The sequence below is a fragment of the Sessilibacter sp. MAH1 genome (assembly GCF_054658315.1).
Map to the genome: position 1 here is coordinate 154523 of NZ_BAAGIC010000006.1, position 23414 is coordinate 177936.

21 protein-coding genes are annotated in these 23414 nt (G+C 48.6%); 7 read left to right on the top strand and 14 right to left on the bottom strand.

Features of this window, described 5'->3' with window-relative positions:
- Positions 1 to 33 precede the first annotated feature (33 nt).
- Positions 34 to 3003, top strand: a complete 2970-nt coding sequence (locus ACYQ28_RS08275; RefSeq protein WP_460049377.1) for a Tn3 family transposase — start codon at positions 34 to 36, stop codon at positions 3001 to 3003.
- Positions 3004 to 3012: 9 nt separating this feature from the next.
- Here ACYQ28_RS08275 and ACYQ28_RS08280 read toward each other — a convergent pair whose 3' ends face one another.
- The 3 genes from ACYQ28_RS08280 to ACYQ28_RS08290 form a co-directional block, all read right to left on the bottom strand.
- Positions 3013 to 3810, bottom strand: a complete 798-nt coding sequence (locus ACYQ28_RS08280) for a SprT-like domain-containing protein (RefSeq protein ID WP_460049376.1) — start codon at positions 3808 to 3810, stop codon at positions 3013 to 3015.
- A gap of 496 nt (positions 3811 to 4306) precedes the next feature.
- Positions 4307 to 5740, bottom strand: a complete 1434-nt coding sequence (locus ACYQ28_RS08285) for a DEAD/DEAH box helicase (RefSeq protein ID WP_460049375.1) — start codon at positions 5738 to 5740, stop codon at positions 4307 to 4309.
- 2 nt (positions 5741 to 5742) lie between these two features.
- A complete protein-coding gene (locus ACYQ28_RS08290) occupies positions 5743 to 6300 on the bottom strand; it encodes a hypothetical protein (protein WP_460049374.1) in 558 nt (185 codons plus the stop codon).
- A 115-nt stretch (positions 6301 to 6415) separates the two neighbouring features.
- On the opposite strand from ACYQ28_RS08290, the gene ACYQ28_RS08295 reads away from it, so the two are divergent.
- From ACYQ28_RS08295 to ACYQ28_RS08315, 5 genes are all read left to right on the top strand, one after another.
- Positions 6416 to 6607, top strand: a complete 192-nt coding sequence (locus tag ACYQ28_RS08295) for a helix-turn-helix domain-containing protein (protein ID WP_460164702.1) — start codon at positions 6416 to 6418, stop codon at positions 6605 to 6607.
- A 346-nt stretch (positions 6608 to 6953) separates the two neighbouring features.
- Entirely contained in the window at positions 6954 to 7382 is a 429-nt protein-coding gene (locus ACYQ28_RS08300; RefSeq protein ID WP_460049371.1) for a hypothetical protein, read from the top strand.
- Positions 7383 to 7490: 108 nt separating this feature from the next.
- A complete protein-coding gene (locus ACYQ28_RS08305) occupies positions 7491 to 8804 on the top strand; it encodes a TolC family protein (protein WP_460049369.1) in 1314 nt (437 codons plus the stop codon).
- The gene (locus ACYQ28_RS08310) at positions 8797 to 10401 is read left to right on the top strand and encodes a FixH family protein (RefSeq protein WP_460049367.1); all 1605 of its coding nucleotides are present in this window, start codon (positions 8797 to 8799) and stop codon (positions 10399 to 10401) included. Before ACYQ28_RS08305 ends, ACYQ28_RS08310 begins: the two co-directional genes overlap by 8 nt.
- The gene (locus ACYQ28_RS08315) at positions 10395 to 13601 is read left to right on the top strand and encodes an efflux RND transporter permease subunit (protein WP_460049366.1); all 3207 of its coding nucleotides are present in this window, start codon (positions 10395 to 10397) and stop codon (positions 13599 to 13601) included. Before ACYQ28_RS08310 ends, ACYQ28_RS08315 begins: the two co-directional genes overlap by 7 nt.
- Before the next feature lie 39 nt (positions 13602 to 13640).
- Here ACYQ28_RS08315 and ACYQ28_RS08320 read toward each other — a convergent pair whose 3' ends face one another.
- The 11 genes from ACYQ28_RS08320 to ACYQ28_RS08370 all read right to left on the bottom strand — a co-directional run bounded on the left by ACYQ28_RS08320 (position 13641) and on the right by ACYQ28_RS08370 (position 22809).
- Complete coding sequence (locus tag ACYQ28_RS08320) at positions 13641 to 13868, bottom strand: GDCCVxC domain-containing (seleno)protein (protein ID WP_460049365.1); 228 nt, start codon at positions 13866 to 13868, stop codon at positions 13641 to 13643.
- The gene (merP, locus tag ACYQ28_RS08325; RefSeq protein ID WP_460049364.1) at positions 13861 to 14151 is read right to left on the bottom strand and encodes a mercury resistance system periplasmic binding protein MerP; all 291 of its coding nucleotides are present in this window, start codon (positions 14149 to 14151) and stop codon (positions 13861 to 13863) included. The genes ACYQ28_RS08320 and merP overlap by 8 nt, the downstream gene beginning before the upstream one ends.
- Before the next feature lie 10 nt (positions 14152 to 14161).
- Positions 14162 to 14515 (bottom strand): mercuric transporter MerT family protein, encoded by a 354-nt coding sequence (locus ACYQ28_RS08330; RefSeq protein WP_460049362.1) that lies wholly within the window; start codon positions 14513 to 14515, stop codon positions 14162 to 14164.
- A gap of 73 nt (positions 14516 to 14588) precedes the next feature.
- Complete coding sequence (merR, locus tag ACYQ28_RS08335) at positions 14589 to 14978, bottom strand: Hg(II)-responsive transcriptional regulator (RefSeq protein ID WP_460049361.1); 390 nt, start codon at positions 14976 to 14978, stop codon at positions 14589 to 14591.
- A 24-nt stretch (positions 14979 to 15002) separates the two neighbouring features.
- Complete coding sequence (locus ACYQ28_RS08340; RefSeq protein WP_460049360.1) at positions 15003 to 15293, bottom strand: TMEM165/GDT1 family protein; 291 nt, start codon at positions 15291 to 15293, stop codon at positions 15003 to 15005.
- A 21-nt stretch (positions 15294 to 15314) separates the two neighbouring features.
- Positions 15315 to 15917 (bottom strand): methyltransferase family protein, encoded by a 603-nt coding sequence (locus ACYQ28_RS08345; RefSeq protein ID WP_460049359.1) that lies wholly within the window; start codon positions 15915 to 15917, stop codon positions 15315 to 15317.
- A 35-nt stretch (positions 15918 to 15952) separates the two neighbouring features.
- A complete protein-coding gene (locus ACYQ28_RS08350; RefSeq protein WP_460049357.1) occupies positions 15953 to 19066 on the bottom strand; it encodes an efflux RND transporter permease subunit in 3114 nt (1037 codons plus the stop codon).
- A 12-nt stretch (positions 19067 to 19078) separates the two neighbouring features.
- Positions 19079 to 20110, bottom strand: coding sequence for an efflux RND transporter periplasmic adaptor subunit (locus ACYQ28_RS08355; RefSeq protein ID WP_460049356.1), 1032 nt, complete (start codon positions 20108 to 20110; stop codon positions 19079 to 19081).
- Positions 20111 to 20153: 43 nt separating this feature from the next.
- Positions 20154 to 21425 carry a TolC family protein gene (locus ACYQ28_RS08360; RefSeq protein ID WP_460049354.1) on the bottom strand — a complete coding sequence of 424 codons (1272 nt, stop codon included), beginning with the start codon at positions 21423 to 21425 and terminating at the stop codon, positions 20154 to 20156.
- Between the two features lie 66 nt (positions 21426 to 21491).
- On the bottom strand, positions 21492 to 21776 hold the full coding sequence (locus ACYQ28_RS08365; RefSeq protein ID WP_460049352.1) for a hypothetical protein: 285 nt from the start codon (positions 21774 to 21776) through the stop codon (positions 21492 to 21494).
- A gap of 121 nt (positions 21777 to 21897) precedes the next feature.
- Positions 21898 to 22809, bottom strand: coding sequence for a cation transporter (locus tag ACYQ28_RS08370; protein ID WP_460049350.1), 912 nt, complete (start codon positions 22807 to 22809; stop codon positions 21898 to 21900).
- 73 nt (positions 22810 to 22882) lie between these two features.
- Between ACYQ28_RS08370 and cadR the strand changes: the two genes are divergently transcribed.
- Positions 22883 to 23287 carry a Cd(II)/Pb(II)-responsive transcriptional regulator gene (gene cadR / locus ACYQ28_RS08375; protein ID WP_460049348.1) on the top strand — a complete coding sequence of 135 codons (405 nt, stop codon included), beginning with the start codon at positions 22883 to 22885 and terminating at the stop codon, positions 23285 to 23287.
- The last annotated feature ends 127 nt before the right edge of the window (positions 23288 to 23414 follow it).

Here is a 23414-nt window from a genome sequence, read left to right on the forward strand (position 1 = left end):
ATGCGGTGTCCAATATTGATTTGGTTGTGTTTTGTGAAAATCCTAACAGAAGAAGAAATCGCCGATTACCACGCCTCCCCAATAATCAGCTCCGAGAGCCAAGATTATGAATTTTCGTTAAATGACAAAGAGCAGTCCTTCATCAAGAAGCGCGAGTCGGAGGACATTCAAATTTACTATCGGCTATTACTAAGCTATTTCAGAATAAAACCCATTAAAATTCGGTTTGATCCAATTAGGTCCGAACTGGATCTGAAATTTATCGTTGGGAAATATTTTCCAAATTTGAAGCGAGAACTTATACCACTCACTTCGCTAAGAAAATCCAATATTTACAGCCGGATATTTGCAGCGGTAGGAGTTAAGCCTTTTAATACAAACGTAGAAGAACAACTAAAGAAATACCTTTACCAGGAGGTTAGGACCAAGTTGGATCCACGTGAGTTGCTTGATCAAGCATTAGACTGGCTTGATCACCGCAATATCGAAAGGCCGTCCTACAGAATCATTAGCCAGGTTATCGCAAGCGTTATCTATTCAGAAAATTCCCGAGTAAAAGAGTTAGTAAAAAATATTCTTTCGGATAACACGAAGGACATATTGACGAGCCTGCTCCAGGACGCAAAATCAAAAGATGTTTTCGATGCGATTCGATATCAATCGACCGACTTTAGACCGTCCCAGGTTAACAAAGAGACGAGAGCTTATCTCTGTCTAAGCGAAATATACGCAGAAATTAAAGATATGGTCAGTCAACTTAAGTTGCCGAAGTCCGTTGTTGAATATTATGCCACTTTGTTCAACTACCATGATGCGTGGGAGCATAAAAGATCTGACCCTCTGAATTTCTACCTGTATTTTTCGTGTTTTATATACTTGAGATTTACGGAAATTACGGACTATTTCGTATTGGCTTTCGATTACCACTATAAGAATACGCATGCGTCTGCGAAGGAATTTGTAAAAAAAAGAATTATTAGCGAGCGGGAGGGGATGGCTGAGTTATTAATCAAGGTGGGCGAAGTGTTGGATCTTCACGGCAGTGCAAAGGTATCCGATTTAGATCTAAGAAAAAAATCAGAAGATATTTTGCCATCCGGTCAGAGAGTAATCGTTGCCAAATATCTTAAGTCAATAAATGTTGACGAAGAGGCCTATTACTGGGAGTACATTGATTCGATAAAAGACAGCAACCTTAAGCTTCTTAGAAAAGTCTTCAGGTTCCTTAAATTTGTGGAACCGTCCAGTAAGTTGTCATTGTTTGTTCAAGCGATGAAATTGAAATCAGAGTTGGACGCAGATGGGATATGTCAAACGTTTGACGATAGACTAATTTACAAGAAAAACAGAGTACATCTATACGACGAGGAAAAATCTTTAATATCCCATAGGGCTGAATATTATATCTATCGTTTAATCTCTGGTCGCCTCAGCAAAACACATTGGGGAGTTGAAAACAGTTCCGAATTCTCTCCACTGGAGGAATCCCTCGTAGGCATTGATGTGTTTGAAAAAGACGGTGACACCATGATAGAGGCGATTAACTCCGTCAATTTGGACATGCCTATAGAAACGCTCTTGGCTCTGAAGCATGAGCAATTTAGCAAATTGAAGAAGAGGGTAGTGGAGCGAATCATCAGCAGGGAAAACGAATCGGTTATTTTATCCACCACAAGTGGTAAGAAAACTTGGACCGTAAAACAAATGAAGGGAAACGCTGAGGTTAATGACCGTATCTTTTTAAACCTGCCCAAGCGCGGTATTTCATCGGTTATTGCTATCGTCGCAAGAGAAACTGGTTTTTACGAACGAATTCGACACATTAAATATCGACAAAAAGATCCAAATTTTTCAGGAAAGCTTATATCGTGTCTAATTGCTAATGCGACCCGGCTCGGTGTGCATAAAATGGCAGACCTTTGCCCTTTTTCGTATGATCAACTCAAAAATTTCGAATCCAATTACTTGAGAGCGTCTGCCCTCGAAAATGCGGCTGATTGCATCAGCGATGAAATTGCAAAATTAGGAATTTTCAAGTATTACAATTTTCGACCAGATGTTATTCACGGGAGCATTGATGGTCAAAAATTTCGATCCAAAAGAAATACTGTAAGAACCCGTTATTCAAGTAAAGACTTTGGCAAGGGGAAAGGATTGTCAGCACTCACACTATCAATAAATCACGTGCCGGTAAACGTTGAAATAATGCCTCTTAATCATCATGAGTCTCATTATACATTTGATCTTCTCTACAATAATACCAGCCAGTTACAACCTGATATAGTCTCTACGGATACCCATGGCACTAATAAGTGTAACTTCGCTTTATTGGATTTGTTTAGTTGGGTTTTCGCGCCGCGATACCGGGATGTTGCTAGTGAGCTGGACAAAATGTTTTTCGTTTCTGAATCAAAAAAAGGGCTTTCAATTGAGCTATCAAAACCCATTGATGATCACAAGATTATTGATGGTTGGAAGCATACTCAAAGGATTTGTGTGTCATTGCATCAAAAAGAAGTAAAGCAATACGAAATCGTCAAGAAGATTTCGCGCTCTACTGAATCTGATAAGATGCTGGATGCGCTGCGTGAGTATGACAGGCTGGTCAAGGCGATTTATCTCTTGGAGTATGTTGATGATGACAACCTAAAGCGCTATGTGCAAAGGGCGCTTAATAGGGGAGAGGCCTATCATCAATTGCAAAAAGCCATTTCTAAAGTAAATGGTCCATCGAGCTTTCGCGGCAAAAGCGACAGGGAGATTGACATATGGTATTCGTGTGCCCGGCTTCTTGCGAACTGTACTATCTTCTATAATTCTGCACTCATGTCTAATGCGCTCAGTAGATTGGAGGAACAAAATAAAGGACCTTTGGCAGATGCTCTAAAAAAGATTTCACCGGTTGCATGGGAGCATCTTGTTTTTAATGGGGAGTATCCACTTGACGATATTGTTGAACTGCCCTCAATTTTGGATTTGTCTCTAAACATTCTAAACGAGTAAAGGCATTCATTAGTTATCTTGTATGAAGGGCTTGATACATGTCCCGCAGACAATTTTTAAACCCGGTTTTCCCCAGACTTGGGAAAAGCAGCTTGAACAGTAGTACTTGGTCTTGCTTGAAGGCTTCTGTGGTCGAGAAGTCACATTTTCAGACGGAAAGTTATCGAGCAAAGATGCCTCAATCGCTGCGGTGAAGGCATCCATATCCACGCCCAAATCGATTTCTTTCACCGGGCTGGAGCTAACACTCAATGTTTCTGACGTTGAGGCAGACATGGGAACATTTTTTGACGACAGTGTTGCTGATGGTTTTGGCGAAATGGAAATGGTGTCAAACCAAATCAACTCAAAACCTTGTTGAATAATGTCTTCGACAGCCGATTCAAATGGTCCACCTTCAATAACATAGTCCATCATTCGCTGGCCAACGGTGTTTCCACCTGGTTTGCCTGTGGACGATGGCATTAGACCAATGGCTATCATTTTTTGGCTCCACTCCTGATTGTGGTAGCCGTTTCGCGTGGGTGAGCCAAAGTGAGCTTGCCAAATATGGACCATTTCATGGCATAATGTTTGGAGTATGTCCGTCAATGGGAAGTTTGCAAAATATTCCGGGTTGATCGCAAGCTCATCGATTGATTCGTTACGCTTGTTTTTCCATCGATTAAAGGAGACGTAGCCCATTAGTCGGCTTTGTCTCTGGAAAGTGATGAGACATTTGGGCAAAGCATTTTCAAACAGCCGCGCATTAAAAAACGCGTAGGCCACTTCGAATATTTTATACGTTTCTTCGCTGATCTCAGCCATTGGTTAAAATTTGTGCGTATCGTACGATACACAAATCTCCAATTTTGGTTATAAATAAATTATATTTATTCCTTTCGGAAATATCACACTGATTTCAGTACGATCATACAGAAAGTTTACTAAGAACTATGTGCTTAATAGTACTCATTGATTCATATTCGTACCAAAAAAATTTGTTACTCATAAACGCAAGTTACAAGAACGGACCAACAGGACCTCGCTGGCATAGTGCCGGTGCGAGTGGTTGTCTGTTTTCAATGAAGGAAGGAAAACGGGATGCTAAATCAGGTTGTTCTTCAGAGTTGATGACGAGGGACGATGAGGGTTTGGGCAAACGTTCCATCAGAGAGCCCCTGAAGCACGTGTAACGAAAGGTCGTGTCCGGACTCTTCTTTTGTCCAGCTTCCACTTCGAATCGCAGCGAACGTCAAACTGGCGATCCTGCGCTTCTGCTCAAAGGCCATTCGAGTCATTAGTTCACGGTACGTGGTGGTGCTCATCCATTCACCGGCGAAAAGTTGATCATGCGTTTTCGAAAACGACCGAATAAGCCCAGAGTCGACTCGTAAGCTTCCGCTAACGTGGTGAAGGGCAAAGCGGTAATGTCTTCTTCTGGTTCCCCCAGAGATAGCAGGCCAGGCTGATGCTCTTGATCTTCACCAGAATCGTTCGTTTTAATTGTATCTATCTCATTGGTGCCGGATTCGACCTCTGCTTCTACTTGGTCGGTCAACAGCGTTTGCAGACTTCCCTCCATTGTCTTGAGTGATACGGTATTGGCAGAAGGAATATCTTCAGCGACCCGATGTGCATATTCGATTAATTTGGGCTCGGCTGGCATGATGAGTAGCGCTTCCTCATTGCCACTATTTTGTACCCTCAAAATCCTGCCTAGTACTTGTCGAAAATACAATTCCGTTTTAACGCGAGTGAGGTGACAACATACCTGTAAACGAGGAATATCGGTGCCTTCGCTGATCATGCCGACCGAGACGATCCATCGGGTCTGTCCATCACGAAAATGTTGAATTGCCTGTTGAGACTTGTCATGCAGATATGTCACCACCGTCGGAGATTCTCCACAAATGCGTTCTAATATTGTGGCGATAAGAACCGCATGTTCCACTGAAGCTGCGACGATGAGTCCGCCTGCATTTGGTTGAACCCGTCTTAACGTGTTGAGGGCTTTGTGGCTTTGCTCAACCAAATATCGAATGAGTGTGAGGTTTTCAAGGAGTTGCTGGTATGTGCACCGAGAGGACTTCAGTAGATCACCAATGGATCCATAGACCTTTTCTTTCCCATTATTTTGTACGGTGATTTTTTCATTGTCTATTACGGTGATTTTGGGCGTACGGCAAACGCCATCTTTGATGGCTTGAGCCAAACCATAGCTGTAGTCGCAATGAACTTTTCCTTCCCGGCAATACGACGTCAATGCGATGGGAATCCGATCCGAGCGCCAGGGTGTGCCGGTTAAAGCGAGACTATAGGTCGCCTTACCTTGAATGTGCTGAATGATCTTTTGACCCCAGGCGTTGGCATTGCCGAGATGATCGCCGGAGCAATGGTGGATTTCATCAAAGATTACCAAGGTGCGATGTGTCTTCATCAATAACCAGAATGATCGGCCAAGATTGAGCATGGATTGGTACGTTATTACATTGCCTTTCGCACCGAGCAGTCCGTTTAAACGAACCCCAAGTACAGACTCCAATGTGGACTGAAAGGAAAGAGAGACGTTTAGCGATGGGGAAAAGCAGAAAACAAAATCAATATCTCCGTTTTCAAGCAACCTTTTGGCAACGGTAGACGCCATGTACGTTTTACCGGCACCAGGAGTGGCCAAGCATAGAAAATGGCTTTGGCCGTTGCGAAAACGGGATATACAGCGTGACACAGCTTCGCGCTGCCAGCGTCGCAGTTCCATGTCTATTTCCTGGAGCCGCGGGATGACAGAAGACTTTCCAGCGCTTTGATTTTTCCCAACAGTAAAGCACTCCGTTCTCTGGCTTCCGAATAGAGAGCTTGTGCTTCCTCGCTAAGTTCAAGCAACTCCTTACATAGAGACTCGTATTCCTCCGCCTCACCCAACGCACATAACATGTCGGATCGGTGTTTATTGAGCCGCTCTCTTAACGCGGTGATGGGCTTGCTGGGGGGAGCCGATTGAATTTTGACGCTTGTATTCGGCTTGGAGGGAAGGGAGGTGAGTGCCTCTTTTTCGGTTAATCCAGAGCGATGCGATCTGAACTTCTGGGTGAGTCGGTACTTTGGCCACCCACCATTGTCAGGCAGTTTCTCCATGAATCCCGTATTTATCATCCGTACTATATTCCGGTAGATGAATTGCCTCGCTGGCTTTTTACCTTTATGCAGGCTTTCCGGATGTTCCAAATAGTGTGTCGTTAATTCGGCAACGGTGAAAGACTCTCCTTGGATTTCGTTAAGTGCGTGAAGGAGTTCGGGTTTTATATGGATCATGCTCATGACGTAAATTGACGCGTATATTGTCTCGAATTTCGCGACATTCTACCTTGTCTCTATCATCGAGACAATGAAGCCATCCTCATACTCACCTCACTACGACAAACTGCGCACCTGGATGAAGCAAAAACGGGAGGAGAGCGGTTTGTCTTTAAGGGCGGTGGCAAATATCGTAGGTCGCCATCACTCAGTGGTAGGTAAAATGGAACAAGATCGGCGGAAAATTGAATTGATGGAGTTCGTTATATACTGTGAGGCTATTGGCGCTGACCCGCATGAGGGGCTCGGTCTTATCATTTCAAAGAAGTAATCTTATTATAAACAAGACAGTGCAAACTACGGTAAGCTCTATTTGAATACCGAATCTATAATTCAGAGGTATTCCACCCCACCAAAATAATGCTCATCCCAAATAAGTGTGACAAATGCATCTATCCAATCCATAGTGAAACACCCACAACACGCAGCCAAACCTAAGACTTGGACATTGTCGCAACGACGCCAACTCAAGCGACTGAAGGACTTTCTTTTTGCAGCAAGCTGGTAGAATTATACTTCAGCCCCTCATCGATAGATCAAACTTATGGAACTATATTCTTAACCTTCGCTCTGAGTGTCGATTAAATTGCAGAGCATAAATAACAGTTAAACTAGATGTGAATAAGTTACGATCTACTCATTGGGCCAAAAGGGCTCTAACCGTATTGATGCTTTGCGCGTTATTGCTGCAGGTACAGTCGGTTTTTGCTTGCCAAATGATGGATCACAGCGGCCCTATTGAGCAGTGCTGCTGTGACAATGAAAGCTCACCTGCGGCAGTAGGTGAAAATCAAAATTCTGCGATGCAATGCTGCGATTATGGACTGGAAGTTTCCATGGACGTGGATATTGATGAAGAGCACCCCGTTCTTCTCACTTCGCATTCCTCTCTCGATCCACCGCCGATCTCTGTCTATTTTATACTGGCCGCCTTATGGCCCGAGCTTGAACAAACCTCTCCGGCCCCAGCCCTTTGGGATCTGGACTCTCAACCCGCCCATCCAGGAACCGAAACCTGGATGTCTACCTTGCGCTTACGTATCTAAGACACTCCTCCAATCCTGACTCGCTCGGGATAAAAATTCAGCGTTTTTGTTAACACCGTCAGCTTTGAATGGCTGACGCTTAAACCTTGATTTTTAGAGGAGTTCCTCGTGAATTTTTACACATTTCTGGTGCCATTTGGATTGGCACTACTAGTGGCCGGGGTCTGGCCCGTTCCTGCTACAGCTTCGGAAGAAGCTGAGTGCAGCATCCCCACAATTGTGAGAATCGAAGATCTCGTGAGGCATTCGCTGGCATGTAACGGCACTCAACAGGCCATAGATGCCCGTTGGGAAGCACAACTGCTTCGCGCCGAGGTGGTTGGCTACCTGGATGACCCAAAACTTTCGGTGGGCGTTGCCCCACAAACCCTGGGCGATGAGCGATTTGACGATGGATATATCGTTGAACTCAGCCAACCGTTGCCCTGGCCGGGCGTTTTGTCTTTGCGAAAACAAGCGGCAGGCGCCCAGGCCGATGCTCTAGGGGCCATGCAACTGCAGGGGCGGGTAAATCTCGCCAAACAGGTCCGACTGGCCTACGCCCAATGGCAATACCACCTGCAATTATTGTTGATTAATCAACGCCATCAGGCGCTCTGGCAGGAGTTTCTTACCGTCGTGCGCGCAAAGTACGCGGCGGGCACAGCCGCCAAGTCCGATGTCTTGCATGCGACGCATGAATATCATTTGTTGTTGCAGGAAGCCATTGAACTGAAAGCACGTGTTGAGCGTGATCTCAGTGAAATGAAGCGATTGGGCAATCTGGATCAAGGTACGCCCATTGAGTTGAACATCCTCCTACCGCTGACAGATTTTCCAGACGAGCAATGGCGGAGTTCTATGGCCAAGCTCGAGCAGCAGCCGCGTATGCAGATGCTAAACGCGCAACAGCAGCAAAAAAACGTCGAACTCTCTTTAGCCGAAAAAGATCGCTATCCCTCGTTCAACGCCATGGCCCGCTATAACAGTTTATGGATCAATGAGGAGAAGCGTTGGGTAGTCGGTGTAGGTGTGAGCTTGCCGTTTACGTTTAGCAAGCGCAGTCGGCGCGAAGATAGCCTGCGGGCCGAACAACTTGCCTTACGTTGGGAACAACAGGATCTGCATACCCAGCTACGAGAAGTGTTGATTCAAACGCACAGCCACTGGCAGCAAGCACAAGATGTCTATGCCTTGTACCAGCAAGAACTTCTGCCGCTTGCCGAAGAAACTCACACCACCGCACAAGACGAATACCGATCGGGAAGCGGTGATTTTTTAACAATACTCACGGCCCAACGTCAGCTGCTTTCCACTCGACGTGCGGCTGAAAAAGCCCTGCGCGATCAATATGTGCAATTTTCCCAGCTTTTGGCCGCATCTGGCGTGGTTTTCAAAACCGAGCTAAATGCCGACGATCTGGAGGTCAGTCATCATGATTAATCCATCAAACGGAATAACAAAAGAATATGTCATTGGCATATCCGCGCTGGTCGCTATCTTGGTCGTTGTCCTTGTGGCCGTGCAGGTTGATTGGGGTTCAAAGTTTTTCTCTTCAGGTCATTCGATATCATCAGCGAATCCGGACTTTGTTCAAGCGGGGCCTTGGCAGGTTGCGGTGAGCGTGGAACCTGAAACCCCTCAAGTGGGTGAAAACCGCATCACCGTCCAGGTGAAAGATCAGGAAGGCAAGCCGGTGTCAGGCGCTAAGGTTCGGGCCGTTGGCGAGATGCTCGCAATGGGTACTATGCCTGCCATGTACGCCCAGGCCGACATTCAAGAAAACGCTCCGGGCGTCTACCAGGGTGATTTTGAACTGATAATGGCCGGCAGCTGGCCCCTGGCGGTCGATGTGGCGATGGATGAGGCGCACCACGTGGATTTGGCTTTTGATATGGCAACCGGGCGTAGGGGTATCCAACTCACAACAGCTACCCCTTCGGGAGATGTGGCCTACCACACCTGCTCAATGCACCCCTCAGTGAAATCGGCAGCACCCGGCACCTGTCCCATTTGCGGAATGAACTTAGTACCGGTTACCCGCGAAGAGTTGCAAAGCGGTAGCGTAATGGTTGACGAAGGACGCAGGCAAACGATAGGCGTCAAAACCGGCAAAGTAATTCGCGCCCCCTTTGCGGTTCCCATCCGCTTGCAAGGGCAAATCACCTACGACGAAACACGCTTGATGGCGATCAGCCTGCGCTTTGACGGCTGGATCGGTGAACTGTATGCAGACTTTGAAGGTAAACCCGTTCGTAAGGGCGACAAGCTTTTTACCGTTTACAGCCCGGACTTGCTATCCCTGCAGGAAGAATACCTGGAAACCGTGAAGCGCAGTCGTCAAGACGCGGTAGGCAACCAGCGCCAGGCGTTGGTCAGCGCCAGTCGCAAGCGTTTAACTTTGTGGGGGCTTAACAACGCGCAAATTGACTGGCTGGAAAAGCAAGGCCAAGCTCAGGACTATGTTCCCTTGTTTGCGCCCGTCGATGGGGTGGTCATACAGAAAAATATCATTGCCGGTGCCGCCTTTAGCCAAGGACAAACCCTCCTTAAAATTGCGGATCTGTCTTCCTTATGGATAGAGGCATTCGCCTACGAACAGGATTTACCGTTAATCGAATCGGGCATGTCAGCTTCGGTGCGTCTCACCAATATTCCAGGTGACGAATGTACGGCGACGGTGATGCAGGTCGATCCTTTTCTCGGTGAAAACACCCGTACCGCCCGTGTTCGGCTTCAGGTGGACAATGCCGAAGGTCAGTTAAAACCGGGGTTATTTGCGCGCGTCACACTGAAGTCGGAGTTTGGAGAGATGCGCCTGATTCCCAAAGATGCCGTCCTGGTTTCCGGCGAAAAACGCATCGTATTTAAAGATTTAGGAGAAGGCCGATTAAAACCGGTAACGGTGCGCACGGGTTACAGTGACGATGAGTATGTGGTGGTGCGGAGAGGATTAGAGGAAGGCGACAAGATTGTCACCTCTGGCAATTTCCTGATTGCGGCGGAAAGTAAACTCAAGGCGGGGATTGATCAATGGTAGATTCAAACGAAGCCACGCGAGTTGACGATGCCGAGACAAAGCCGCCAGAGCATCAACAACCCAGCAGTTGGGTGGCGCGGCTGATTTCCTATTGTGCTCACAAACCCGGCATTACGATTCTGTTGGTGCTGATCGCCGCCGTGTGGGGCTATCGCAGTTTTTTCCAGGCCCCACTGGACGCCATTCCGGATTTGTCGGATGCCCAGGTCATTGTCTATACCCAATGGCAAGGCCGCAGTCCCGATCTGGTAGAAGATCAAATTACCTATCCGCTCACCACGGCCTTACTCTCCGCCCCTAACGTGCGTTTTGTGCGTGGCCAGAGTTTTCTGGGGTCGAGCTTCGTATATGTGATCTTCGAGGATGGTACCGATATTTATTGGGCGCGTTCCCGAGTATTGGAATATTTGAATACCGTGTCCAGTCAGCTCCCCGATAATGTCCAGCCCACCCTGGGGCCGGATGCCACAGGCGTGGGTTGGGTGTTTCAGTATGCACTGGTGGACAAAACAGGCCAGCATGACCTGTCCGAGTTAAGAGCCATCCAGGACTTCAAACTGCGTTACTGGCTAACGGCTATAGATGGTGTTGCCGAAGTCGCGTCTATTGGAGGGTTCGTCAAGGAATATCAGGTACAGGTCGATCCACACCGCCTGGCGAGCTTTGGTATTGACCTCCCCAAGGTCATTGAAGCGATACGCCGTTCCAATAACGATGTCGGCGGTCGGGTGCTGGAAATCGCAGGCCACGAACATTTCATACGCGGCCGCGGCTACCTGAAATCCCCGGCGGATTTGGAAAAAGTCGTCATCGGCGTGGATGACAACCATGTTCCGATCAAACTGTCCCAGGTGGCGGATGTGACGCTGGGCCCTGCCATGCAGCGAGGCTTGGCTGAACTGGATGGCGAAGGTCAGACGGTCGGAGGCATCGTGGTCATGCGTTACGGTGAGAACGCCCTTGACGTGATCGACCGAGTCAAACAACGCCTGAAGGACGTCGAAGCTGGTTTACCGGACGGGGTGGAAGTGGTGATCACCTATGACCGTTCCGATTTAATTTTACGGGCCATCAATGCCCTAAAAAACACCTTGATCGAAGAAATGGTGGTGGTGACGCTGATTATCATGGCGTTCCTACTACATGTCCGGTCGGCGCTGGTGGCCTGCATCACCTTACCGATTGCCATTCTGTTGTCATTTATCCCTATGGCGTTCCAAGGGCTTACGGCCAACATCATGTCCCTGGGCGGTATTGCGGTAGCGATCGGGGCAATGGTGGATGCCGCCGTGGTGATGATGGACAACATTCACAAACGGCTGGATAAAAATGGCGATAGTGGCAACCGAAAAGCCGTGATCATCCGTGCGATGCAGGACGTCGGACCCAGTATTTTCTTTTCTCTGGTGATTATCACTATCTCGTTCATCCCGGTGTTTGCCTTAGAAGCCACCGAAGGCCGACTCTTCAAACCGCTGGCTTTCACCAAGACCTACAGCATGGCCTTTGCCGCAATTTTATCGGTGACCTTGATCCCGGCACTCGCCGTCTTGTTAGTGCGGGGCAAAATTCACGCCGAGCGCAATCCACTGAACCGATGGCTGCTCGCTCTCTTCCTGCCCATGATCCGCTTTTGCATTCGCTTTCGTTGGCCGGTCGTCGCGGTGGCCGTGGTGTCTCTGGTACTGACCTGGCCGGTGGCCCGGCAGTTGGGCAATGAGTTTATGCCCCCTTTAAATGAGGGCAGTATTCTTTACATGCCCACAGCGCTGCCGGGAATGTCCATCACTGAAGCCGGCAAGGTACTGCAAAGCATGGATGCGCAGCTCAAAAGCTTTCCCGAAGTGGAGCGGGTCTTTGGCAAAGTCGGCCGTTCGACCAGCGCGACCGACCCGGCGCCGCTGTCTATGGTGGAAACCGTCATCACCCTGAAGCCCAAGGATCAATGGCGTGAGGGGCTGACCTGGGATGACCTGATTGCCGAGATGGATGAAAAGCTGCGCTATCCCGGCATGCCCAATATCTGGTGGATGCCGATCCAGACACGCACCGAGATGCTGGCGACCGGGATTCGCAGCACCCTTGGTATCAAGGTCTTTGGTGACGATCTCAGCCAGATTGAAGAAACCGCCGTGGCGATAGAGAAGGCCTTGCAAGCGGATTCACGCACCGCACCCTATACCCGCAGCGCGTTCGCCGAGCGTTCGACCGGGGGTTATTTTTTGGATTTTGATATCAATCGGGACGCCGCTGCGCGTTATGGCTTGAATGTGATGGATGTCGAAGAGGTATTGATGACGGCTGTGGGTGGTATGCCCGCCACGCAAACAGTGGAGGGACGTGAACGCTATGAGGTGATGGTGCGTTACGCACGGGACTATCGTGACTCCATTGAAGCACTAGAGAAGGTACTGGTGCCCACCAAAACCGGCACGCAGGTACCAATTACGGAGGTGGCGGATATCGAATTTCGCTCCGGGGCGCCCATGATCCGCAACGAGGACGGCCAATTAGTTGGTTTCGTGTTCGTTGACCTTAAAGGCGACTTGGGTGTAGCCGACTACGTCACGCAAGCCAAGCAGGTCGTTTCCGAACAGGTGGCATTGCCGGCAGGTTACCGCCTGGGATGGGCGGGCCAGTTCCAGTATTTCGAGCGGGCCAAGGCCAAATTGCAGTGGGTGATACCGGCAACCTTATTGGCTGTCTTTCTATTGCTCTATCTACACCGTGGTCGTTTCAGTGACACGATGTTTGTACTGTCGGCCATGCCCTTTGCCTTGATGGGCTCGATCTGGCTGCTGTTTCTGCTCAATTACAAACTCAGTGTGGCGGTATGGGTCGGCATGATTGCGATGGCCGGTCTGGCGGCGGAGTTGGGTTTATTGATGCTGCACTACCTGGACGATGCGTTGCAAAAACCGGAAGCACTGGATTCAAAAAACCGACTGGATGAGTTTCACGAAAAAGTCGCGCAAAGCGCCGCGCAACGTATTCGGCCGATGCTAATGACCAGCCTAACTTTACTGATTTCGTTGATTCCCATTTTAATTAGCGATGGCACCGGAGCCGATGTCATGAAACGTATTGCCGCGCCCATGATTGGGGGGACGGCTTCGGCGCTAATTGGCGTGTTATTGGTCTTTCCTGCGTTGTTTGTTGTGTGGAAGCGTCCCATCATTGAAACATCACCTGAAAACTGATTGCTGCTGTGAAGACACAGATGATTTTATCTGTGTCTTCTAACCCTTTGCTTTCGAACAGCAAGCTTTATCTTGTTGTATTGGAGGACATGGAACAGTTCCAAAGGAACAAAATACACAGCAGTCTTCTGGCTTAGGCCGCAGCACGGTTTGGCAGCTTTCACACTGATAAAACCATTGGCAGGCATCAGTTGGCATTGTTTCCTGTTTTTCATGTCCGCACTCTGGGCAAGTAAGTACAGATTCTAATACGACAGCCTTACTCATTCGTGTCGCTCAACCCTAACTTCGAAGGGTAACCTGCGTTGGTAGTGGCTTCTATCAATGAGGCAACTTCCGTTTTTTCATCATCAAAAATCACAATTGCCAACTTGGTTTTATAGCTCACATCTGCAGATATAACACCATCTACCCTTTTAAGCGCCTTTTTGACCGTAATTGGACAGGTCGCACAATTCATCGTCGGTACACTCAAAGTGACTTGTTGCTCCCCAGCAAACGCGAAACTGGTATACAGGAAACAGAGTATCAATAGCATTGCTCTTTTCATGACTTTACCTCTATGCAAAAAATAATATCCAATACGGGCTGAAAATTAAGATTGCTGCTACTAGCACTGCAACACAGTACAGCAGCTTACGGTTTCGCTGCACCGTGGGGTCTGCGCAGGCTTCTCCTGTTATACAGGAATCTCGACCTGTCAGTTCAGGCTTAAATATTCGCCATCCACTCCACCCGAACACAGCAATGACAACGGCAATAAAGAGTGGCCGGTAGGGCTCAAGCTCGGTCAGATTGGCTATCCAGGCGCCACTGATGCCAACACTCAAAAGTATGAGGGGGCCAGCGCAACAAAGGCTCGCTCCAATAGCGGCAACAATACCAGCAATAAGTGACCATGATGTTTTTGGCACAGTACACCTCAAGAAAAGCGAAAGATAGCTGAAGTATAAACTCCGTACCAAGGTACGGAGTCAAGGCTAAGTATCACTTCGGTTGTAGCGAATTGATGATTGGACAGTGAGCTTGATTTTCATTCTCGTTGCATTGGGCCAGCAAAGCTTTGAGTGCGTTTTCTAATCGCCTCAAGTCCTTCATCTTTGCTTGGACAGCCTCGAGTTTATTTTCAGCAAGTTCTTGTACTTCACTGCATGGGGAATCCTCAAGGCTGAGCAAGCGTGACACTTCGTCCAGTGTAAAACCAAGCTCTTGTGCGCGCTTGATAAAATGGATTCGGTCTACCGTTTCATCAGGGTAATGCCGGTAACCATCCTTCGGTTTCGGAGGCTGTTCGATTAAAGATTTTCGCTCATAGAAGCGAATGGTTTCTACATTTACGTTAAGCTCTTTAGCTACGCGGCTGATGGTTCTTTTCATGTCTTTTGTTTCGATCAGCGTTAGTTATGCATTGTATAAAGTAAAAATCCCGATCCCGACAAACCCAACTCCAGCGATATAATGAAGATACTTTTCGTTTATATACTCGGATATTAAACTTCCTGCCAAAACGCCGATTGCAGATGCTACGATAAGTGCCGCAGAAGTAGCGAGGAATACAGTATATTTACTGACTTCTTTATCTGCTGCAAAAAGCATGGTTGCTAACTGAGTTTTGTCGCCCAGCTCCGCAATAAATACTGAGGCAAAAATTGTTACAAAAATCTTCCAGTCCACCATTTTACCTGTTGTCAAAAAGTGTATTTAATTTTTCGTCTACAGCCAGCGCCTAACCTGCTGGCAATACTCACGATATTCCTGTTTGTGTTGCCGTGTTAGATAATCTTCCTCCATCGCAACTTGTATTTGAATCAATGCGATATTAAGAACCAAAATAGCGAATGTGATCGAATTAGGTAACACCAATAAATATCCCAAAGACATAAAAATCACACCAACAAATATTGGGTTTCTTGAATATTTAAATAACCCTCTTTGTACAAATTCCGTTTTTTGATCGTGATCAATACCTATCCGCCAAGAGGCGCCCATTTGTGATTGAGCAGTTACCACCCAAACTAGAGCAACCAACATTATTCCCGTGCCTGAATATTGAATCAGAGCATAAGTAAGAAGTTTGATGGGGCCCAGCAATAGATACACATTTGGAAAAAGCGCAAAAACAACAAACACCAAAATTGATACCAAGGGCAAGCACTTGAAATACACACCTGTGATCGCTTCAGGTCCCGTTTTCTGATTCAGCTTAAAGGCGTTAATGCCAGTGCGCTCTGCGACAGAATAATTTCGCCAAATAACGGCAACACCGAAAAACAGAACAAAATAAATTAGCAAAAAATTGTTAATCAATTGATTCATATTGTTTGCCCCTCCCAGCTAAGAGGGGCTCCTCCTTAAGGCTGTGTTGTATCTCGTTTATGAACCCATTGATACAGCACTGGCAGCACAAACAAAGTCAAAATTGTTGACGAAATAATGCCACCAATCACGACCGTGGCGAGCGGGCGCTGTACTTCTGCGCCAGTGCCTGTGTTCAATGCCATTGGCACGAAGCCGAGGCTCGCCACCAGCGCTGTCATCAGAACGGGCCGTAAACGAATCATTGCGCCTTCAATAATCGACTCGTTAAATTGCCCGGTCTCATGCCAGAGCTGACGAATAAAAGCGAGCATCACCAAGCCATTGAGCACCGCCACCCCGGAAAGTGCGATAAAGCCAATCCCCGCCGAAATGGACAGTGGCATATCGCGCAAATACAACGACAACACACCGCCGGTGAGCGCCAACGGCACACCACTGAAAATAATCAGCGCATCCTTGAAGGATGAAAATGCCATCACCAATATGCCGAGGATCACCAGTAGCGTGAGCGGCACGACGAGGGATAATCGCTGGCTGGCTGACTCCAATTGTTCGAAGGTGCCGCCGTAATCCAGCCAATAGCCGGGAGGAATATCGGCTTTCTCGCGAATCGTTTCTTGAACTTCTTTGACGAAGCTACCCAAATCTCGACCCCGCACATTCGCCGTAACCACCATTCTACGTTTACCATTTTCTCGACTGATTTGCGCAGGCGCGGGTGAAATATCCAGGGTTGCGACTTCTTCCAGAGGAACGTAGTCACCGTTTTTTAGTGGCACCGGCAGAAATTTCAGCCGGTCAATATCACGGCGAGTCGTTTCGGGTAAACGTACAATCAGCTCAAAACGGCGGTCGCCTTCATAAATAATGCCCGCCGATTCACCGCCGATGGCTGCGGACACCCAGTCCTGCAATTCAGCCACGTTCAATCCGTATCTCCCCAAAGCCGTGCGATTTGGAATGACCGAGAGTGTGGGCAAACCTGTGACTTGTTCGACACGTGCATCGGCTGCACCGTCGATGGCATTCACCACGTTGAGGACTTCATTCGCCGTCAGAACCAGCTGATCCAGGTCATCACCAAAAACTTTGATCCCCAACTCGGCACGTACTCCTGAAATCAATTCGTTAAAACGCATTTGAATTGGCTGGGTAAACTCGTAGTTGTTTCCCGGTAATTCTTCCAACGCGAGTTCCATCTCTTCAACGAGTTTAGCTTTTGTCTTAGACGAATCTGGCCATTCGCTTCGTGGCTTCAGGATGACAAAGTTGTCCGCGACATTCGGTGGCATTGGATCGGTTGCGACTTCGGCCGTACCAATGCGCGCAAAGACTTTTTCTACTTCCGGAAACGCTTTGATTCGCTGCTCCAGTATTTCCTGCATTTCCACCGCTTGCTCTAAACCGGTTCCTGGAATACGGATGGCGTGAAGCGCAATATCGCCTTCGTTAAGCTGTGGAATAAATTCCGAACCCAACGTAGAGGCCAGCCACAAACAAAGACCCACCAGTACCGACGTAAAGCCCATCACGGCGTAGCGAAATCTAAGTGCTAACTTCAGTAGAGGTCGATAGGCGGATTTTGCCTTGGCAATTACCACACTTTCTTTCTCGCTGATTTTTCCGTTCATGAACACTGCGACGGCTGCCGGTACAACGGTAAGTGATAGCACCATCGCCGAGAGTAAGGCCATGACGACTGTGGCGGCCATCGGGTGGAACATTTTTCCTTCCACGCCCGTCAAGGTGAAGACTGGAATGTAGACGATGGTGATAATGGCCACACCGAACAAACTCGGACGAATCACTTCCGACGTTGCGTCGAATACGGTATTCAATCGTTCGCGTGAATCCTGCTGCCCGTTTTTATGTTGATGCTCCGCCAGCCGACGAACACAATTTTCAACGATAATCACTGCGCCATCGACAATCAAACCAAAATCCAGGGCGCCGAGGCTCATTAAATTTGCGGAGACACCGGTTTTTACCATACCGGTAATCGTCATCAACATGGATAAAGGAATCACGGCTGCCGTGATCAGCGCAGCGCGGAAATTGCCCAGTAAAAGAAACAGTACAACGATCACCAACAGTGCGCCTTCCAACAAATTCTTGGAAACAGTGGCAATGGCTTTATCCACCAATGCGGTGCGATCGTAAACGGCTTCGGCAATTACACCGTCTGGTAAAGAGGCCTGAATGTCCACCAATTTGTCAGCCACATCCTGAGCCACGGTCCGTGAATTGGCGCCGATTAGCATCATGGCGGTGCCCAACACGGTTTCCACCCCATCCCGTGTCGCCGCGCCGGTACGCAGCTCTTTGCCAATACCAATGTCCGCGACATCCTTCACTTTAATCGGAACAGAATCGTGTTCCGTGATGATGACATTACCGATATCATCGACGGTGCCAAGCTGCCCGGGTGAGCGCACAAGCAGTTGTTGACCGTTGCGTTCGATGTAGCCTGCACCGCGATTGTCGTTATTCGCTTGCAGCGCTAGCACCACGTCTTCGACACTGACTTGGTAGACCAGTAATTTTGCGGGGTCTGGCATGACGTGGTATTGCTTGTTGTAACCGCCAATACTGTTGACCTCGATCACACCTTTTACTTGCGCAAGCTGGGGTTTGATAATCCAGTCCTGGATTTCGCGCAAGGCCGTAGCTGTATAGGGTTCGCCATTGGCCATGCGCACATCCGCTTTCGCCTGTACCGTGTACATAAAAATTTCACCCAAGCCGGTCGAGATGGGGCCCATCTCCGGTTCAAGTCCGGGCGGTAAAACACTTTTAATCGCGCCCAGCCTGGCGTTAATCAGGTTGCGCGCAAAATAAATGTTAGTACCTTCTTCAAATACTACGGTGACCTGAGACAAGCCATAGCGTGACAAGGAGCGTGTGTAAGACAGATTGGGCAAACCAGCCAGAGCGGTTTCTACAGGGTAGGTAATGCGTTGCTCCGACTCTAGGGGCGAGTAGCCTGGTGCAGCGGTATTGATTTGTACCTGGACGTTTGTGATATCAGGTACGGCATCAATGGGAAGCTTTTGGTAACTCCATATACCCACACCGACAATGATAAAAATAAAACATAAGATCAGTAAGCGCCGCTCCATAGCAAGACGCAAAATAGAATCAATCATAGTGCGCCTCGATTAGTGTTCGTGTTCAGCTTCGGATTTTTCGATATCGGCTTTAATCAGGTAACTGTTTTGACTGACATAATCGCTGTCCATCTCAAGCCCCTCAACGACCTCATAAAAATGGTCGTCACTGCGGCCTAATACCAACGGCGTAAACCGATATACATCGCCTTGTTTCACAAACACGCCTTGGCGGCCACCCAATGTTTGTACGGCATTTTTCTCTACGGCCAAAGCCACTGAAAAGCGACCCACTTCAATACGGGCTTCTGTCATCAAACCGGGCGGCAGGGATTGCTTATCATTGGCCAACTTGACCCGTGCGATTTGATACGGTGCACCTATCGACGGCAGAATATGATCCACGGTGGACGCCACACTTCCGGTACTGGTTAATACATGGGCGGATTGTCCTTCACTGACCGACGACCGTTGCGCGGGATAGACACGCAGTTCAGCCCATACCGTGTCAAAGTTGGCAATAGAAAATAAAATTTGGTCCTGGGTCACTTCGCCGGTATTGGCATGGCGCTGGACAACACGACCCGTAATGGGAGAACGGATGGTGTAGGTTTTCAGGCTTTCGTTGGACTCAATTTCAGCCAATACATCGCCGGTTTTCACGCGATCACCCAGGGTGACCTTGACTGCTTTGACCAAGCCTTCAAAACGTGCCCGTACATGGCTCAGTTGTTCCGGCGCTAAAACAATGGAACCAAATACTGTTATCGTTTGGTGAAGCTCCTGTGGTCCGGATACTGAAGTGACGATACCCACCTGACTCGCCATTTTATCTTCAATGCGGCTGCTGGTTTCTTCTCCGTGCTCATGCTCATGCTCATGCTCATGCTCATGCTCATCGTGATCATGTCCGTCTTCGTCGTGGTCGACAAGATCTGAATGTTCGTCATGATCACCTTCTTCATGATGAGGGGCATGTTGTTCGGACGCTTCATGCTCGTGGTCATAATCGTTTGCGGAAAACGCGGGTGTGTTCGAGAGAAAAACCACACTCGAAATAACCAATAAGTAATAATTCTTCATCGATATAAACTCCGGAGGCCAGACCTGGTCCGGCCAACAAAAATTAAGGGTTAAGGGCTTCGCCGGTGAGCTGTTCAATCAGAGCCTGGCTAATTAGCGCTGTGGTGGCGGCATCAATAAGCGACTGTTTACTGGCAAGCAATTCTTCCTGGGCGGCGATGAGATCAAGATAGCGATAACGCCCGTTGTCAAAACCTTCGTTGGTGAGCTTGAGCGCTTTTTCCAACGCGGGGATGGCGACATTTTGGGTAAGATTGGCAGCCGCGATACTTTGTTTTCTGAGCGACCATGCTTCAAAAAGTCGTGCGTGCAACACCAGGAGCAAATCCTGTTGGGCGTAATCCACGGCATTGCGATTGGATAACGCGGCTTTGACGTCGCCACTGCTACGTTTATCGGCGAACAAGGGGAAGGAGATATCGGCAGTGAAGGCAGAATCCCCGGTTTCTTCAAAACGTCTAATGCCTGCGCGCCAGCTTAAGTCGCTGCGGCCACCGGCGCGAGCCAGAGTGACTTCGGCATCTCGAATACGGGCTTCACTGGCGAGCACTTGAAGGGCCGGTGAGCTTTGAACACGAGTGTACAGCTGATCGAAATCTTGGGTGGGGCCGAAGTCAAACAGACTGCCTGTTAGTGATTGAAAGCCGGGTATTGTTTCACCCCAAAATCGTGCGATTAATACTTTCTGACGTTCAAGCTGCGCTTGAAGTGCCGCCAAACGAATTTCAGCACGTGTGAGTGCTGCCCGAGCCCGCATCACTTCCGCTTCAGCCGTAGCCCCACGAGCGGAGCGTGCTTTGATGGTTTTAAGAATGGATTGGGACAATTCCAGCGACTCTTCTGCCAGTTGAAGGTTTGCCTGAGTCGCTAAACCTTCGATATACACTCCGGTGACCTTGCCGAGCGTATCCAGAGTCACTGCTTGTTGTTCCCATTCCGCCTGATTGAGTCGGGCATCTGCGTAACGCATGCGTGCCTGGCGCTTGCCTCCAAGCTCGATCACAGAAGAGAGCGCAAGAGTCGTTTCGGCGGCATCAAAGCCTTCATTGGTTCCCGAGCCAGCAAAGTTTTCGACCTCCAGCTCAAGTGCTAGCGCCGGGCGCAAGGCACTGGTTTGCCTTTGGGCACTCAACGCTTCTGCGGTGAAGCGGTATTGGTACAGCTGAGGGTTTTGTGCGAGCGTCGAAGCCAACGCTTTTTTTAACGTGAGTGAGGACTCGACGTTTTCTGCAAGCGCTGATGGCGCCGTGCTGCATAGTAGAAACGCAAGCCACAGCCAGGTGCATTTACACCTGAAAAATAGGGTATTTCGCATGAAAAAATCCTGCATTAAGTCGTGTTTCCGCGCGTGCGGGTGTTACTGCATAGAACTTAAAGGGACTTAGGCTTTGGGAGGGCGCAGGAAGGTTTCGTAGGTTTCGGGAAACGTACTTTCAGCGTAATCGGAGACCGGAGAAGACAACTTGGCTACATGAACATACTCGATGGAAATCAGGATTGCGGGACAAAGATGGCCATGACAATGACAACAGTGATGGCAATCCCATTTTTCGGAAGCTGGTAATTCTGGGTTCAAGTTTTGATCGTCCAATGTGCTGGAAACGTGCTCGTCATCGTGTTGATGGACGTCATCAAATACAAGATGCTCAGCGCCGGACTGGTGCAACTGATGTGCATCGCCCATGGCTACAGAAAACTGCAGCACAACCAGCGACAGCACAAAGTATGTCAGGACACGTTTCAGCATTGAAGTCTATTTATCTATTTTCTGAGTCATGGCGATCACACTACCTTAACATAAGAATACGTCGAGCGCCGTTTAACACCACAAGCCCAATAATAACACCAATGACCAGATCCGGAATTTGCGATCCCGTGAGCGCGACCAGACCTCCGGCAAGAATAACCCCCGCGTTGGCGAGCACGTCATTAGCCGAAAAAATCATACTGGCCCTCATATGAGTGCCATGATTTCGCACCTGGTAAATCAACAGGAGACACGCGACGTTAGCCACTAATGCCAGACTGCCAACCCCCATCATAATCAGGGAGGCCGGTTCACTTCCCATAAAGGTGCGCCTGATCACTTCAATTAAAAGACCCATTGCCAGGGCGGCTTCGAGCCAGCCGGATAAATGCGCGGCTTTAAGCTTGGCTTGTGCCGCTTTGCCCACTGCATAGAGCGCTACGATGTAGACCGCAGCATCGGCAAACATGTCCATTGAATCCGCTATCAGCCCCGCAGATTGGGCCACAACGCCCACAGCAAGCTCAAAGAAAAACATCATGGCATTAATTCCGAGCAACCACTTCAGAACCCAGGCTTCTCGTGAATCGTTAAGCTTTGTCTCTTCTCGTATTTTCTTCGCACTTTCAACATCCACCTGTTCAAGCGATAAGCGACGTGCTCCGAGCCCCACGGATTTCATGGTGATTTCGATCAAGTTAGGCGAATCGGCGTGATAAACATGCACTTTCCGATTCGGGGTATCGAACTCGAAGGTGACTGATTCCCCAAAGCTTGCGAATGCTGTGCGGATGAGAGTCTCCTCAGAAGGGCAGTCCATCTGAGGCACTTCGAACGTGCTCATGGTATTCAGAGTTGTCGAAGCGCTATTGGATTTCGGGTTTGATGGAGAAAACGGTGCGCCCGCCTCATTGCTCTGGCAACCACAGCGTTGTGAGAAGTCAGATGTCATAGAATAGCCCTTGAATTATCGAAGAAGGCAAGCGTACACTCTATAGTAACTATAGAGTCAAGGGGCGGCGCCAATGAAAATTGGTGAACTTGCAAAACGCAGTGGGTGTTCCATTCAAACCATCCGATATTATGAAAGGGAAGGGTTGTTGAGTTCTCCCACACGGAGTGGTGGCAACTTTCGCCTGTACGACCATCACGCAGAAGAGCGCTTAATGTTCATAAAGCGTTGTCGTAGTCTTGATCTTTCTCTGTCCGAAGTGAGATATTTACTCACGCTCAGCCAAGCACCCGGGTCCAGGTGTGGTAAGGTCAATGAGATGGTTGATCAGCATATTCAACAGGTCGAAGAAAGGATAGATGAACTTCAAAGCCTCCATCGCCAACTACACGACCTCCGGAACAACTGCTCGGAAAACCGAACCGTAGAGGATTGCGGCATCATCAGGAGTCTGGCGCAGAAAAAAGGTTTGAACTAATCGGTCGATCATGCCTTTCGAATGTGTAACTCCAATTTTTCCATTATCGTTGGAGAAAGCAAATACTTCAGGGTCACTTAGTACAGCTGCGGGCCTCCCTCGGAACTTGCAAATGATTTTATTTCAC

Bases quoted from the DNA above. Each gene is read 5' to 3' on its own strand.
- ACYQ28_RS08280 (WP_460049376.1), bottom strand. From the start codon at position 3,810: ATGGCTGAGATCAGCGAAGAAACGTATAAAATATTCGAAGTGGCCTAC.
- ACYQ28_RS08285 (WP_460049375.1), bottom strand. From the start codon at position 5,740: ATGGAACTGCGACGCTGGCAGCGCGAAGCTGTGTCACGCTGTATATCC.
- ACYQ28_RS08290 (WP_460049374.1), bottom strand. From the start codon at position 6,300: ATGAGCATGATCCATATAAAACCCGAACTCCTTCACGCACTTAACGAA.
- ACYQ28_RS08295 (WP_460164702.1), top strand. From the start codon at position 6,416: ATGAAGCAAAAACGGGAGGAGAGCGGTTTGTCTTTAAGGGCGGTGGCA.
- ACYQ28_RS08310 (WP_460049367.1), top strand. From the start codon at position 8,797: ATGATTAATCCATCAAACGGAATAACAAAAGAATATGTCATTGGCATA.
- ACYQ28_RS08315 (WP_460049366.1), top strand. From the start codon at position 10,395: ATGGTAGATTCAAACGAAGCCACGCGAGTTGACGATGCCGAGACAAAG.
- ACYQ28_RS08320 (WP_460049365.1), bottom strand. From the start codon at position 13,868: ATGAGTAAGGCTGTCGTATTAGAATCTGTACTTACTTGCCCAGAGTGC.
- merP (WP_460049364.1), bottom strand. From the start codon at position 14,151: ATGAAAAGAGCAATGCTATTGATACTCTGTTTCCTGTATACCAGTTTC.
- merR (WP_460049361.1), bottom strand. From the start codon at position 14,978: ATGAAAAGAACCATCAGCCGCGTAGCTAAAGAGCTTAACGTAAATGTA.
- ACYQ28_RS08345 (WP_460049359.1), bottom strand. From the start codon at position 15,917: ATGAATCAATTGATTAACAATTTTTTGCTAATTTATTTTGTTCTGTTT.
- ACYQ28_RS08350 (WP_460049357.1), bottom strand. From the start codon at position 19,066: ATGATTGATTCTATTTTGCGTCTTGCTATGGAGCGGCGCTTACTGATC.
- ACYQ28_RS08355 (WP_460049356.1), bottom strand. From the start codon at position 20,110: ATGAAGAATTATTACTTATTGGTTATTTCGAGTGTGGTTTTTCTCTCG.
- ACYQ28_RS08360 (WP_460049354.1), bottom strand. From the start codon at position 21,425: ATGCGAAATACCCTATTTTTCAGGTGTAAATGCACCTGGCTGTGGCTT.
- ACYQ28_RS08370 (WP_460049350.1), bottom strand. From the start codon at position 22,809: ATGACATCTGACTTCTCACAACGCTGTGGTTGCCAGAGCAATGAGGCG.
- cadR (WP_460049348.1), top strand. From the start codon at position 22,883: ATGAAAATTGGTGAACTTGCAAAACGCAGTGGGTGTTCCATTCAAACC.